Here is a 13,855-nt window from a genome sequence, read left to right as displayed (position 1 = left end):
GGTGTTTAGGTGCCGAGCAAAGATGTGCGCAGGGAATTATCCGATAAAACGCTTGCAGAGCTAAAAGAAACTGCGCGTGCTCTTGGCATAAGAAGCGTAACGGCATACAGAAAGGCCGAGCTTGTAGAAAAGATCTACGAGCTTATGCTCCAAAACGAGAATGCACTGAAAGCAGGCCTAAAGCTTAAAGCGCGCGAAGGCGCCGAAACGGGGGAAGAGCCTGCAAAACTGCCGAGGATCCCCGTAAAGACTCAGCCGATTTCCGATGCGGGGGAAAGCGGGCGCGCCGAGAATTACGCAGACTCGGCAGCCGACGCATCAGTCGACGCCAAAGAAGATAACGGCAGTTTATCTGAATATGAAGGGTACGATGTTGCGGGCGAGAGCGGCGAGTCTAAAGCGTACGGCGTGGGCATGCTTTCGCCGCAGCAGGAAAAACTGCAGACCACAGACAGCCGCCGCGAAGCGGGAGGCGTGCTTGACATGCTCTCTGAGGGCTTCGGCTTTTTGCGCGGCCAGAATTTACTTCCGGGGCCGGAGGATATATATGTTTCACCTACCCAGATAAGACGTTTTCGTCTTCGCCAGGGCGACAAGCTCTGGGGCGTAGTAAGAAAGCCGCAGGAAGACAAATTCGAATCGATGATCTTCGTAAAGACGATAAACGGCGACAAGCCCGACGCTGCAATACGCCGAGTTTTGTTTGAACGGCTGGAAGCCATATTCCCCGACGAGCGTATGCGTCTTGAGACCGACAGGACGAATTATTCCATGAGACTTACTGACCTTGTCGCTCCCATCGGCAAGGGGCAGCGCGGAATGATAGTTGCGCCGCCCAAAACGGGCAAGACTACGCTTTTAAAGCAGATAGCCAACAGCATAAGCCGCAACAATCCCGAATGCGAGCTTATCGTGCTGCTTATCGACGAACGTCCCGAGGAGGTCACGGATATGCGCCGCAGCACGAACGCCCAGGTGCTCTATTCCACATTCGACTCGGAGCCCGTTCATCACATAAAGGTCGCGGAAATGGCGCTTGCCTACGCGATGAGACAGGTAGAACATAAAAAGGACATAGTGATACTTTTAGACTCCATAACGAGGCTTGCAAGGGCTTATAATCTTGTTACGCCGCCTACGGGACGCACTCTTTCGGGAGGACTTGACGCGGGCGCGCTCATGTTCCCGAAGAAGTTCTTCGGCGCGGCGAGAAATATAGACGGCGGAGGATCGCTTACGATACTTGCGACCGCCCTGGTCGAAACGGGCAGCCGTATGGACGATATTATTTTCGAGGAATTTAAAGGAACGGGTAATATGGAGCTTTATCTTGACAGAAAGATGAGCGAACGACGCATATTTCCGGCTATCGACATAAACCGTTCGGGCACAAGACGGGAAGAACTGCTCCTTAGTAAACGCGAGCTTGATTTTCTCTGGTCGCTCAGGCGTTCCTTGGGCGGCAGCGGAACGGATATATACGAAAAGCTTGTTTCCAAGATCATAGCGACAAATTCAAATGCCGAACTTGTTGATGTGCTCTTAAAAAGCAGAATATAACTCTGTTTTCAAAGAAAACGGACAACTGCCGATGTTGAAATGCAAAAGACAGTATCAAGTGTTTTTGCATTTCAACACTTTTTGTGATATAATAAAAAATTATAAATATCAAACCGTATCTTAAAGGTGATTTTATGAAACATAGGCTTTATTCGCTCATTTTGATAGTTTTGGCGTTTTTGCTCACATTATCCGCCTGCGGGAAGGCCTCCACTTTGGACGGCGATAAAAGCGAAGCGGATAAGGATGCCGTAAAAGAAGAAAGCGTGCAAGATATAGAAGCCGAGCCCGAGCCGGAGCTTTCGCCCGACGAGCTTACGCTTCTTCGCGCGCGTCAGATCGTCGATGAAATGAGCGTTCCCGAGCGCGCGGCGCAGATATTCTTAGTACGCTTTTACGGGGAAACGGCGCAAGAGCTTACTGCGGAATACTGCCCCGGCGGCTTTATAATGTTCGGCAAGGACTTTAAAGAAGAGACGCCGGACACGATAAGAGCTCTTACGTCGTCGCTTCAGGCCGACGCAAAGATTCCGCTTATTTTCGGCGTTGACGAGGAGGGCGGCTCTGTCGTGCGTGTAAGCATGTATGAGGCGTTCAGAGCGGAAAGATTCAAGTCTCCAAAGAGACTGTATAAAGAAGGGGGACTTGAGCTTATCGCCTCCGACGCACGGGAAAAGTCGCAGCTTTTACTCGGACTGGGCATAAACATGAACCTTGCGCCCGTATGCGATATATCTACAGACCCTGACGACTTTATGTACGACCGCGCCTTCGGACAGGGCGCCCGCGAAACGGCGGAGTATGTGTCTTTGGTGTGTACCGAAATGAAGAACGAAGGGATAATGAGCGTTTTAAAGCATTTTCCGGGATACGGCGGCAATGTTGACACGCACACGGGCATAAGCGTTGACGAAAGGCCCTATGAGCAGTTTATAAATGAAGACTTTCTGCCGTTTCGTGCAGGCATAGAAGCCGGGGCTCCGTTTGTGCTCGTTTCCCACAACAGCGTCCTTTGCATGGACGGGCAGTACCCCGCTTCACTTTCAAGAAACGTACACGATATTTTAAGAAACGAGCTTTCGTTTGACGGCGTTATCATAACAGACGACCTTGTTATGGATGCGATAGGACAGTTTGCAGACACGGCCGAGGCGGCGGTGCTTGCCGTGAACGCAGGCAACGATATGCTGATATCCTCGGATTTTACAACGCAGTATAACGCCGTTCTGAAGGCGGTCGAGAACGGAACGATAAGCGAGGAGAGGCTGTACGACGCGGCGCTTCACGTAGTAACAGCCAAGCTTAAATCAGGTATAATAAAGTAGGATAGAGATATGCTTTTTTCAAGCACATTATTTATTTACGGCTTTCTTCCGGCGGTACTTTTATTGTACTATGCCGTGTTTAAGCCGTTCTTAAAAAAAATGACTTACAGAAACGTGCTCTTGTTTGCGGCAAGTATATTTTTCTATGCTTGGGGCGAGCCACGCTTCGTTTTTGTAATGCTTCTGTCAATAGCGGCGAACTGGTATTTTGCGCTTATGATAACAAAGTACAGAGAAACGCCGCGCGCAAGACTCGTTCTGATTTTTACGCTTGTTTTCAATTTGGGCATTATTTTTATCTTTAAGTACCTTATGTTTTTCTGCGAGAACATAAACGTGATGTTCGGCGCGGGGCTTAAAGTGCCGGTGATAGATCTGCCGATAGGCATATCGTTTTTTACCTTCCAGTCTATATCCTACGTTGTCGACGTATACAGAAAAAAAGGACGCGCGCAGAAAAACATATTGAACGTCGGGCTTTATATAGCCTTTTTCCCTCAGCTTATAGCGGGACCGATAGTACGATATCAAACGGTTGCCGCTCAGATAATGAACAGGAAAGAGACTCTTGCCGGTTTTTCCTACGGCTTTTGCCGCTTTGTTGCGGGTCTTGCAAAAAAGGTGCTTATAGCAAATCAGATGGCGCCGGTAGCCGACGCGGCTTTTTCGGGCGGCGGGCCGGAGTCTGTCATGACGGCGTGGCTCGGCGCTTTGGCGTATACGCTGCAGATATATTTCGACTTTTCGGGATATTCCGACATGGCGATAGGCCTGGGGCAGATGTTCGGCTTCAAATTTCTTGAGAACTTCAACTATCCTTATATTTCAAAGAGCATAACAGAGTTCTGGCGCAGATGGCACATGTCGCTGGGAACATGGTTCCGAGATTATGTTTACATACCTATGGGCGGCTCGAGAGTGGAGAGCCGCATAAGGCTTATAATAAATCTCTTCGTCGTATGGCTCTTAACGGGCGTATGGCACGGTGCTTCGTGGAATTTCATAGTATGGGGCCTTTATTATCTTGTATTTCTTGTAATGGAAAAAATGCTCTACCCCGACGCGCTGAAAAATGCTTCGGACTCGCCTCCTAAAACGCGCGCGCTGTGGCATCTTTATACAATGGCTGTCGTGGTGTTCGGCTGGGTCATTTTCCGTGCCGATACGCTTGCTGGCGCGCTTTCGTATATGGGAGCCATGTTCGGCGGCGCGGGAGTGCCGTTCGTTTCCGATGATTTTCTTATGTTTGCAACGGGAAAAGGCTGGTATCTTATTTTGGGGGCTGTTTTATCGTGCCCGCTTGCGCCGTATATATCCGAAAAGCTTAACGCCTTCAAAGAGCAGACTGCGCCTCGGCGCGCTCTGTCGCTTGCGGCGGATATAATATATCCTGCGGCCTATGCAGCGCTTTTGCTTCTGTGTACCGCATTCCTTTTAAAGAACACTTATAACCCGTTTATTTATTTTAATTTTTAGGCGGACGATATGAATAACGATATACGAAAAAAAGTTAAACAGCGCGTAACGGCTTTAATACTTACATTCCTTGTGTTTTTTGTAGGTATTATGACGCTCATAACCTCCTTTGCCAAAGAAAGCGGCGACGACGCAGATGTCAGCGTTGAAGCGGAAGATATAAAGACGGAAGAAAGCTCGGAAGGCAACATCTTTGAAGACAGGCTTTTTATGTTTGACGGTTTTTTAAACCTATACTCCGCATTCGAGGTCTTTTCCGGCTCGCATATATTCGAGGATGCGGCTTACGGCTATCTCATAAAGGATATGCAGGGCAAGCTCCATTTTTCCGAGAAGCGCGCATATAAAGACGAATACGGCGAAAAGCTTTTGACTTTGGCCGGCAAAGCAAAGGCGGCGGGCATACCGTTTATCTATATCCAGGCGCCGAATAAACGCATACGCGGATACACCGTATTCCCGCCGGGAGCAAGGAACGATTCCAATGAGGATGCAGACGAGCTTATATCATTTCTCGGCGAAGCGGGAGTTGAAACGCTGGATCTGAGAGAACGTCTTTCGGGCAGCGGCATCCCTTATGCCGATATGTTTTATGCGACAGATCATCACTGGACAAATGAAACGGCCTTCTGGGCGTTTGGAGAGGTCGCGGCTGAGCTTTATTCGCGCTTCAAAATAAACTGCGACCCTTCGGGATATCACAGAAATATTGAAAACTATGATATAACGTATTATAAAAAGTGCTTTTTAGGTTCCCAGGGGAGGCGCGTAGGTAAGTTTATAGCCGGAGTAGACGATTATACATTCATTGCGCCGAAGGACAGCTTTGATTATGTGGTAAGCGATATGGTGCGCCGTCCCGACTGGCCGCTCGCGGAGGGCGGTTTCGGCGACGCGGTAGCAAGGGAGAGCATACTTTCGGACGAAGACATAACGGCCAACAGATACGCCGCGTATTTCGGATATGATTACGGCCTTATGAAAATAAAAAACAACAGCGCCGAAAACGACATAAAGCTCCTAATAATAAAGGATTCGTTCGCGCTGCCGCTTGCCGCATATCTTTCAACGTGCATCTCCGAGCTGTGGCTTTTGGACCCGCGCGACACGGGCGCGCCCATTGCCGAAAACGTCATGCGCGAGCACGATTTCGACGCCGTTATAGTTATGTACAATACAGAAGTATTTGACGACGCACACTTTGACGGATTATGCGTAAGTCAGGGAGAACGGCCATGACAAGAGAAGAAAAACAGTCATATATGAAAGAAGCGCTCACGGAGGCCGAAAAGTGCGCCGCCGCAGGCGATGTGCCGGTAGGATGCGTCGTTGTTGAAAACGGCCGTATCGTAGGAAGGGGCCGAAACTTAAGAGAGGCGCGCGCGTCCGCCACGTCGCATGCTGAGATCGTGGCCATTGAGGACGCATGCGCAAGGCTCGGAAGGCGGAATTTAAAGGGCGCGTCGATCTTTGTAACGCTGGAGCCGTGTCCCATGTGCGCCGGAGCGATAATGCTTGCGCGGATAGATGAAATATACATTGGCGCGCTCGATTTTACAACGGGAGCGTGCGGCTCAAAATTCAATCTGTTCGATTGGGATATGGCGCCGAAGCCGAAAATAGAGTACGGCGTTTTAAAAGACGACTGCGCGCGTATAATATCGCGCTTTTTTGAAAAAATGCGAAAAAGTGCGGACATTTAATAATTTGTTTACATGCCTTTACACAAAGTTCACATTTTAAACAAATATTATACATGAAATGGGGAAAGGGAAGGTTTATTATATAAGTGTAAAAAGAAACCTCAAACTTTTAATAAAGATTCCCCCTAACTCCCCACAAAAGACCTCGATGTGAGCGATCGAGGTTTTTTTATATATTTTTTCAAGTTTAATCTCTCGTTTGGCGGCAAATAATACGCTTGCGAAGACGTGTGCTTCGTAAAAAGGAGAGATGATATGAAAAAATTTGCAGCTGCAGCCGTCGTATGCCTTATCGCGATTTCTCTTTTTGGGTGTCAGAGCGCTCGAAACGGCGTGACCTCTTATGAAGGCGTCGGCCGAAGCCAAAGCGGCGCGCTCATAACGGAGACGACCGGCTCGGCGGACGTTATGGACGGCGCGCTTTTTTTGGGGACGCGCACACAAAGAAGCCGTGCGGCTGATGATAAAGGCGGCGTTGCGGGAGAGCCTTCTTATATAAGATTCTATACGCCGCTCGGACCCATGCCGCTTGATTGGTACGGGAAATACAGGATACTGACGGATTTTCAGTCGTTTTAGCGTATGAGAAAAGTGTCGGCATTTGCTTTTTTGCTTTTAGCGGCGCTTTGCGCATCCTGCGCGCAAACTCAGGCAGGAGAAAGAATAACGCAAAATATATACGCCGCGGCGCAGCAGACGAAGGAGAGCGAAGCTTTGGACGAAGCCGTAACTTACGAAACCGAGCTTATAAGTGTCGTTACGCCGCTTTTGGACAAGCGCGAGGGGCGCATAGAGAATATACGCCTTACCGTGGAGACGCTTCAGGGAAAGGTGCTTGGTCCCAAAGAAGAGTTTTCATTCAACGAGAGCGTCGGGCGGCGTACAATGGAGCGCGGTTTTAAGAAGGCAGTTGTTTTTAAGGACAATGAAAAGGAAAAAGAAGTCGGCGGAGGTATATGCCAGGTAAGCTCCGCGCTTTATAAAGCGGCGAAGGACGCCGGACTTACCGTAACGGAGCGCCACGAGCACGGACTTTTAGTTGACTATGTGCCGAAAGGCGAAGACGCCACGGTATATTACGGCGAGCTTGATCTTAAGTTTTTAAATTCGACAGACAAGCCGATAAGAATGGATTTTTATTTGGGAAGCGACGAGCTTACGGTAACGCTGACAAGCCTGGGGGCGTGATCTTGGCGCCCCCTTTAATTCTTTCGTTTCGCGCAATACGACATAATAATCTTGATAACATGCGCTTTTAAGAGTATAATCTTAATTAGAACAATTAACAGACGAAAGACTTTTAATGAGGTGAAATAATGTCCTTTAATATTGATTTTAAAAATTGCGGCGATATTTTTTCTTTGGCGGAATTTGAAGCGTATAAAATACGCTCGCTTGACGCGTATTACGCGCTTATATCAAAAAACGGCGCAGGAGCGAACATGACGATTTGGCACGACCTGCCCGAAAGCACGAGCGATGAGTCTCTTAATAGAATAAAAGAATGCGCGGAGAGGATAAAACAAAGCTCTGACGCCTTTGTGCTCATAGGGATAGGCGGCTCATACGCGGGCGCGCGGGGAGCCATAGAGTTCATAAAGGGGCGAAATTACAACCTTACGGCGAAGGATACGCCGATGATCTTTTACAGCGGATGCGATTTGTCGCCGGACAGCATAAACTCTGTGATGGATATGCTGAGAGAACGTGATTTTTCCATAAACGTGGTATCAAAATCAGGCACGACGCTTGAGCCGGATCTGGCGTTCAAGATATTTTTGGAGCTTATAAAAGAACGTTACGGCGAAAGCGAGGCGGCGCAAAGGATATACGTTACGACCGACCCGACAAAGGGACTTTTAAGAGAGCTTTCAGACGAGCGCGGATATGAATCGTTCGACATTCCCCCAGGCGTGGGAGGACGTTATTCGGTGCTCACGCCGGTAGGGCTTCTTCCTATGGCCGTATGCGGCGTAGATATAGACGAGGTAATGCGCGGCGCGCGCGACGCTTACCGCGATTTTATGGAGCCTGAGTTTGAAGACAATCTATGTCTTCAATACGCTGCCGTTAGAAACTATCTTTACAGTAAAGGCAAATGCGTTGAAGTTTTCGCCTCGTTCGAGCCAAATCTTCATGCCTTCGGCGAATGGTTAAAGCAGCTTTTTGCCGAAAGCGAGGGAAAGAGCGGCGGCGGCATATTCCCCGTGTTCTCCACGTTCTCGACCGACCTTCATTCGATTGGCCAGTATATACAGGACGGCACGAAGAACCAGTTCGAAACGCTTTTATGGCCCGACTCCCCGCTTTCCGATATAACGCTTTCGGACAGCGCGAAGGACGGCGCTCTTTCGTATCTTTCAGGCATGAAGCTGTCGGAAATAAACCGTTATGCGATGATATCGTCGGCTGCGGCGCATCGCGACGGAGGCGTACCTAATCTTACCGTCACATTCCCGCGCGCCGACGCATATTCATACGGATACCTTACGTATTTCTTTGAAAAGGCGTGCGCGCTGTCGGGATATATTTTGGGCGTGGATCCGTTCAATCAGCCGGGAGTAGAGGCTTACAAACGTTATATGAGAAAATTTTTGAATAAGCCAATGAAGTGATCGGGCGAATAAAGAGGTCAAATATACATTACTTTAAAAAAATATGCGTATTTGATTGAAAAAGCCGATAAGATGTAGTATTATATTATTACCCAAAAACATTATAGGAGTGAATGCCATGATAAAGATTGTTGCAGGACTTAAAGGCTCGGGTAAAACGAAGAAAATAATAAGCGACGCCAACAATACCGTTAAGACGGCAAAAGGAAATGTAGTATTTATCGAAAAATCGAATCAGCTCATGTATGATCTCGACCGCGATATAAGACTTGTGGACGCATCTGAGTACGACTTACAGAATTACGACAGATTCACAGGTTTTGTGAAGGGACTTCATGCAGGAAATTACGATATAACGAATATTTATATTGACGGCCTTTTTAAGATCGTTAAAAACAATACCGACGAGTTGTTTGAAGTGTTTATAAAAGAGATGGCGGAGTTTTCCGACAGAACGGGAATAGAGTTCTTCATTTCCGCAAGTATGGACCCCGCAAATATGGGTGATTCCAAAAAGTACATAATAAGCTGACGGCGGCCCAAATGTTAATATTTATTTAAAATTAAAAAAAGACTCATAAAGAGTCTTTTTTTAATTGCGTTTATGTGTTATGATAAAAAACAAGGTATTTTAGGAAAATCGGAGAGTGGACCATTGCCAAACGAAATAATTGACATGATGCGGCAAAGAGAGTATGCTTTGGCGGTGCGTGAAATAATATCTAAAAAGGGCGCGCTTCGCGGCAGGGATCATACTGCCTGCGTGGTGACGTACGGCTGCCAGCAGAACGAGAACGATTCGGAGCGGCTGCGCGGAATGCTCCTTGAGATGGGATACAGGCTCGTTTCGGAAAGACGCGGCGCCGATCTGGTCGTGTTCAACACCTGCGCCGTGCGCGAGGGGGCCGAGATGCGATTGTTCGGAAACGTGGGCGCGCTTGTGCACGAAAAGAGAAAGAATCCCGATATGAAGATAGCCGTATGCGGCTGCATGATGCAGATAGAAGAAAACGCCCGCCGCATAAAAATGCGCTATCCCCACGTTGACGCCGTATTCGGCACGCACACGCTGGCGCGTTTTCCCGAAATACTTTTAAATACGCTTAAAGACGGCGGCCGCACGTTCGACGTTCTAAATACCGACGGACGCATATACGAGGGGCTGCCGATACTGCGCGACAACGGGTTTTCGGCCAATATATCCATAATGTACGGCTGCAACAACTTCTGCTCGTACTGCATCGTGCCTTATGTGCGCGGACGCGAACGCTCGCGCGAGCCGCAAAAGATACTTGATGAAGTCACTGCGGCGCTTGAGTCGGGCGTTAAGGAGATCATGCTTTTGGGGCAGAACGTAAACTCCTACGGGCGCGACCTTAGTGAAGATATAGACTTTTCCGATCTGCTGCGAAGCATAAACGATATTCGGGGCGACTTTCGCATAAAGTTCATGACGTCGCATCCGAAGGACGCGACGGGGAAGCTCTTTCGCACTATGGCAGAATGCCAAAAGGCGGCGCGCCATCTGCATCTTCCGTTCCAGGCGGGAGACGACAGGGTGCTTCGTGCGATGAACCGCGGATATACGAAAAAGCAGTATCTTGACAAGCTTGCGCTTGCGCGTTCTTATATGCCCGACCTTACGGTCACGAGCGACGTTATCGTGGGATTTCCGTCCGAGACGGAGGACGAGTTTTTAAATACGCTTGCTCTCGTTCGCGAGGGGCAGTTCGATATGCTCTTTACTTTTCTCTATTCAAGGCGGCCCGGAACTCCCGCCGCCGCTATGGATGAGCAGGTGCCGCGAGACGTAAAAAAACGCCGCTTCGACGAGCTTACGGCGCTTCAGAACGGTATCTCTCTTGAGAAAAACAAGGCTTTGCTTCATCGCCGCGTGCGAGTTTTGGTAGAGGGGGAGAGCCGTACCGATGCGAATATGATGACGGGACGCACTGACGGCGGAAAAACAGTGAATTTCGAGGGGACGAAGGACCTTAAGGGGAAGTTCTGCGACCTTGAGATAATAAAGGCCAACACATGGTCGCTATACGGAAAATTATAAAAAATATTTATATAACGAAAGGAAAATTTTAAAATGTCGATGGATCTTATTTTATCTAAAGCAGTGGAAATAGGCGAGCTTATGAGAGAGACCGAGCAGGTCAAAAGACTTCTGGCCGCAAACGAGGCGTTTGAGGCAGATGAAGCGCTCAGAGACAAGGTGGGCAACTTTGAGATGCAGCGTCAGAAGCTCGTTCAGATGCAGAATGACGGCGCGTCGAACGAAGAGATGGAGACGCAGAATTCTCAGATAATGAGCATATATGAGGAGATCATGGCAAGCCCCATTATGTCGGATATGACCGATGCCAACAACGAGGTTCAGCAGATAATGAACTATATCATTCGCACGATAAGCTCCTGCTTTGCAGGTTCGAGCGACGAGTGCGGCGGAGACTGCTCCGGCTGCGCAGGATGCCACTAAAATAAACGTCTCTGATAATAATGATAAGCGGGCGGCTTGTCCGCCCGCTTTTTCTTAAATCACACCTTTTTCGGGAGGAATTTCAGTGAGCGGTGACAAGTCACCTAAGATGACTCCTATAATGGAGCAATATTACAGACTTAAGGCAGAGCATAAGGATCATCTGCTCTTTTTCAGATTGGGCGATTTCTATGAGATGTTCTTTGACGACGCCGACATTGCGGCGCGTGAGCTTAAGCTTACGCTTACGGGGCGAAAGTGGGGACAGGGCGTTCGTGCGCCCATGTGCGGAGTGCCGTATCACAGCGCCGAGAGCTATATAAAACGGCTCATTGAAAAAGGATACAAGGTAGCCGTATGCGAACAAACTACCGACCCGAAGCAGTCGAAGGGACTTGTGGAGCGAGAAGTGATACGAGTGGTAACGCCGGGAACTCTTATCGAGGATCCGCTCGTCGCCGCATCCGACAATAATTTTATCGCGGCCGTGTTTACGTCGCCGACGTCGTGCGGCGCGGCATTCTGCGACATTTCAACTGGTGAGATGCATGTGTGCCGCATCGAGGGCGAAAACGAGCAGAGCATATGCGATACGCTTTATAAATTCCTGCCGAAAGAGGTGTTATTAAACAGGGGATCTGCTTTAAACAAAAGCCTTATGCAGTTTGTGAAAACGCGGCTCGGCGTTTCGGGCGAGGAGATAAGCTACACTCCCGATGCGCTTTTATCCGCGGCTGCGCTTAAAGAGCAGTTTGGAGACGTGCTGCCCGATGAGCTTATGAGCGCCGATGCGCGCGGGGCTGCAAGCGCCGCACATATACTTATCATGTATCTTACGGATACGCAAAGAGGCGCGCTTTCAAACCTTACGAATATATCGTTTTTTGAGATAGACGAATACATGGACATAGATATGTCCACAATGAGAAATCTTGAGCTTACCGGGGCGATGCGCGGAGACAAGCGCGGCTCGCTTTTATGGGTGCTCGATCTTTCGCGCACGCCGATGGGACGAAGGCTCATAAAAAAGCGCATAGAGATGCCGCTGCTCGATCCCGCGCGCATAAACGCGCGTCTCGACGCCGTTGACGAGCTTCATAAAAATCCGTATATCTTGGGCGAGGTCTGTGATGCCCTCGACGAGGTATACGATATCGAAAGGCTCATGTCGAAGGTAGCATATCAAAGAGCGAACGCGCGCGACTTAAACGCGCTCGCGCGCTCGCTTGCGTGCATTCCGAATATAAAGGAGACTATTTCTTCGCTTTCATGCGGATATATAAAAAAGATAAATTCCGAGCTTTACGATCTGAAAAAACTCTATACGAAAATATCCGCCGCGATAACGGATGAGCCCTCCGTTCAGATAAAGGAGGGCGGCATAATAAGAAGCGGCTTTGACGAGACGCTCGACAGACTGAGAGATATAGGCGAGAACGGCAAAAAATACATAGCGAAGCTTGAAGCCGACGAACGCGAAAAAACGGGCATAAAAAATCTGAAGATAGCGCATAACCGCGTGTTCGGCTATTACATCGAGGTCACGCGATCTTATTACGACCTCGTGCCGGACGGATACATAAGAAAGCAGACGCTGGCAAACAGCGAGCGGTATACGACAAAGCAGCTTCAGGAATTCGAGAACACGGTGCTCGGCGCGCACGACAGGGCCATAGAGCTTGAATATGAGATATTTTGTTCATTAAGAGACGAAGTAAAGGCCGAGATGCGGCGCATACAGGACATAGCCTCTGCGCTGTCGAGGCTTGACGCGGCCTGCGCGCTTTCGGAGGCGGCGTTAAAGTATGATTACACGCGCCCCGTTATCCATACGGGAGACGAGCTTATAATAAAAGAGGGACGCCACCCTTCGGTGGAAAAGATGAATCCATCGGAGGTGTTCGTCCCCAACGACGTATATCTCGACTGCGCGGAAAACAGGACGATGATAATAACGGGCCCTAATATGGCGGGCAAGTCTACGTACATGAGACAATGCGCAATAATCACGATAATGGCGCAGATGGGCTCCTTCGTGCCGGCGAAGTACGCAAAAATAGGCGTCGCAGACAAGGTCTTTGTGAGGGCTGGAGCCTCGGACGACCTCTCGGCCGGACAGTCCACCTTTATGCTTGAAATGAGCGAGGTGGCGAATATTTTAAAGAACGCAACTTCGCGTTCGCTCCTCGTTTTTGACGAGATAGGACGCGGCACGAGCACCTACGACGGCATGGCTATCGCGCGCGCCGTTGTTGAGGAGGTAAATTCAAAGGAGAGACTGGGCGCGCGCGCGATGTTCGCCACGCATTATCACGAGCTTTCCGAAATGGAGCGCGATTTTGACGGGATCAAGAATTACAACGTATCGGCCGTAAGAGAACACGGCACGGTGGAGTTTTTGCGAAAAGTACGCCCCGGAGCGGCTGACGGTAGCTTCGGCGTAGAGGTAGCGGCGCTGGCCGGCGTGCCTTCGCGCGTTGTACGGCGCGCAAGAGAGGTGCTTTGCTCGCTGGAGGAAGAAAACGCCGCAAACGCGGGAAAGGTGCCTGCTCCCGCCTGTGTGCCTCCCGAGTATGAACAGTACAGGCAGATATGCGCAGAGATTATAGCGATAAACCCCGACGAGCTTACGCCGATGGACGCGCTGGGCAGGCTTTATGAGCTTAAAAAACGTTTAAAGAGGAAATAGTC

Annotated in this window: 12 protein-coding genes; all 12 read left to right on the top strand. The window is 49.4% G+C overall.

The features are described 5' to 3' along the window. Window positions 1–24: 24 nt before the first annotated feature. Complete coding sequence (rho, locus tag IJG50_05380) at window positions 25–1,560, top strand: transcription termination factor Rho (GenBank protein MBQ3379283.1); 1,536 nt, start codon at window positions 25–27, stop codon at window positions 1,558–1,560. Window positions 1,561–1,694: 134 nt separating this feature from the next. Then, entirely contained in the window at window positions 1,695–2,885 is a 1,191-nt protein-coding gene (locus IJG50_05375; GenBank protein ID MBQ3379282.1) for a beta-hexosaminidase, read from the top strand. A 9-nt stretch (window positions 2,886–2,894) separates the two neighbouring features. Beyond that, window positions 2,895–4,361 carry an MBOAT family protein gene (locus tag IJG50_05370; GenBank protein MBQ3379281.1) on the top strand — a complete coding sequence of 489 codons (1,467 nt, stop codon included), beginning with the start codon at window positions 2,895–2,897 and terminating at the stop codon, window positions 4,359–4,361. A gap of 9 nt (window positions 4,362–4,370) precedes the next feature. Continuing rightward, window positions 4,371–5,600, top strand: a complete 1,230-nt coding sequence (locus IJG50_05365) for a hypothetical protein (GenBank protein ID MBQ3379280.1) — start codon at window positions 4,371–4,373, stop codon at window positions 5,598–5,600. After that, a complete protein-coding gene (locus IJG50_05360; protein ID MBQ3379279.1) occupies window positions 5,597–6,064 on the top strand; it encodes a nucleoside deaminase in 468 nt (155 codons plus the stop codon). The genes IJG50_05365 and IJG50_05360 overlap by 4 nt, the downstream gene beginning before the upstream one ends. Window positions 6,065–6,319: 255 nt before the next feature. Next, entirely contained in the window at window positions 6,320–6,643 is a 324-nt protein-coding gene (locus IJG50_05355) for a hypothetical protein (protein MBQ3379278.1), read from the top strand. Window positions 6,644–6,778: 135 nt separating this feature from the next. Further along, window positions 6,779–7,252, top strand: a complete 474-nt coding sequence (locus IJG50_05350) for a VanW family protein (protein MBQ3379277.1) — start codon at window positions 6,779–6,781, stop codon at window positions 7,250–7,252. Window positions 7,253–7,380: 128 nt separating this feature from the next. Next, window positions 7,381–8,679 carry a glucose-6-phosphate isomerase gene (locus tag IJG50_05345; protein MBQ3379276.1) on the top strand — a complete coding sequence of 433 codons (1,299 nt, stop codon included), beginning with the start codon at window positions 7,381–7,383 and terminating at the stop codon, window positions 8,677–8,679. A 118-nt stretch (window positions 8,680–8,797) separates the two neighbouring features. Further along, entirely contained in the window at window positions 8,798–9,211 is a 414-nt protein-coding gene (locus tag IJG50_05340) for a hypothetical protein (GenBank protein ID MBQ3379275.1), read from the top strand. Window positions 9,212–9,283: 72 nt separating this feature from the next. Then, window positions 9,284–10,741 carry a tRNA (N6-isopentenyl adenosine(37)-C2)-methylthiotransferase MiaB gene (gene miaB, locus IJG50_05335; protein ID MBQ3379274.1) on the top strand — a complete coding sequence of 486 codons (1,458 nt, stop codon included), beginning with the start codon at window positions 9,284–9,286 and terminating at the stop codon, window positions 10,739–10,741. Window positions 10,742–10,774: 33 nt separating this feature from the next. Next, window positions 10,775–11,164 carry a YlbF family regulator gene (locus tag IJG50_05330; GenBank protein MBQ3379273.1) on the top strand — a complete coding sequence of 130 codons (390 nt, stop codon included), beginning with the start codon at window positions 10,775–10,777 and terminating at the stop codon, window positions 11,162–11,164. 109 nt (window positions 11,165–11,273) lie between these two features. Next, the gene (gene mutS / locus IJG50_05325; protein ID MBQ3379272.1) at window positions 11,274–13,853 is read left to right on the top strand and encodes a DNA mismatch repair protein MutS; all 2,580 of its coding nucleotides are present in this window, start codon (window positions 11,274–11,276) and stop codon (window positions 13,851–13,853) included. Window positions 13,854–13,855: the final 2 nt, after the last annotated feature.

The sequence above is a fragment of the Clostridia bacterium genome, from assembly GCA_017405765.1.
In the GTDB taxonomy this organism is placed as follows: Bacteria; Bacillota; Clostridia; order Oscillospirales; family RGIG577; genus RGIG577.
The sequence above is the reverse complement of the archived record's forward strand: the minus strand, read 5'-3'. Positions and strand labels throughout refer to the sequence as shown.

Coding starts and splice junctions, on each gene's coding strand:
- IJG50_05375 (MBQ3379282.1), top strand. CDS start 1,695: ATGAAACATAGGCTTTATTCGCTCATTTTGATAGTTTTGGCGTTTTTG.
- IJG50_05370 (MBQ3379281.1), top strand. CDS start 2,895: ATGCTTTTTTCAAGCACATTATTTATTTACGGCTTTCTTCCGGCGGTA.
- IJG50_05365 (MBQ3379280.1), top strand. CDS start 4,371: ATGAATAACGATATACGAAAAAAAGTTAAACAGCGCGTAACGGCTTTA.
- IJG50_05360 (MBQ3379279.1), top strand. CDS start 5,597: ATGACAAGAGAAGAAAAACAGTCATATATGAAAGAAGCGCTCACGGAG.
- IJG50_05355 (MBQ3379278.1), top strand. CDS start 6,320: ATGAAAAAATTTGCAGCTGCAGCCGTCGTATGCCTTATCGCGATTTCT.
- IJG50_05345 (MBQ3379276.1), top strand. CDS start 7,381: ATGTCCTTTAATATTGATTTTAAAAATTGCGGCGATATTTTTTCTTTG.
- IJG50_05340 (MBQ3379275.1), top strand. CDS start 8,798: ATGATAAAGATTGTTGCAGGACTTAAAGGCTCGGGTAAAACGAAGAAA.
- miaB (MBQ3379274.1), top strand. CDS start 9,284: ATGTGTTATGATAAAAAACAAGGTATTTTAGGAAAATCGGAGAGTGGA.
- IJG50_05330 (MBQ3379273.1), top strand. CDS start 10,775: ATGTCGATGGATCTTATTTTATCTAAAGCAGTGGAAATAGGCGAGCTT.
- mutS (MBQ3379272.1), top strand. CDS start 11,274: ATGACTCCTATAATGGAGCAATATTACAGACTTAAGGCAGAGCATAAG.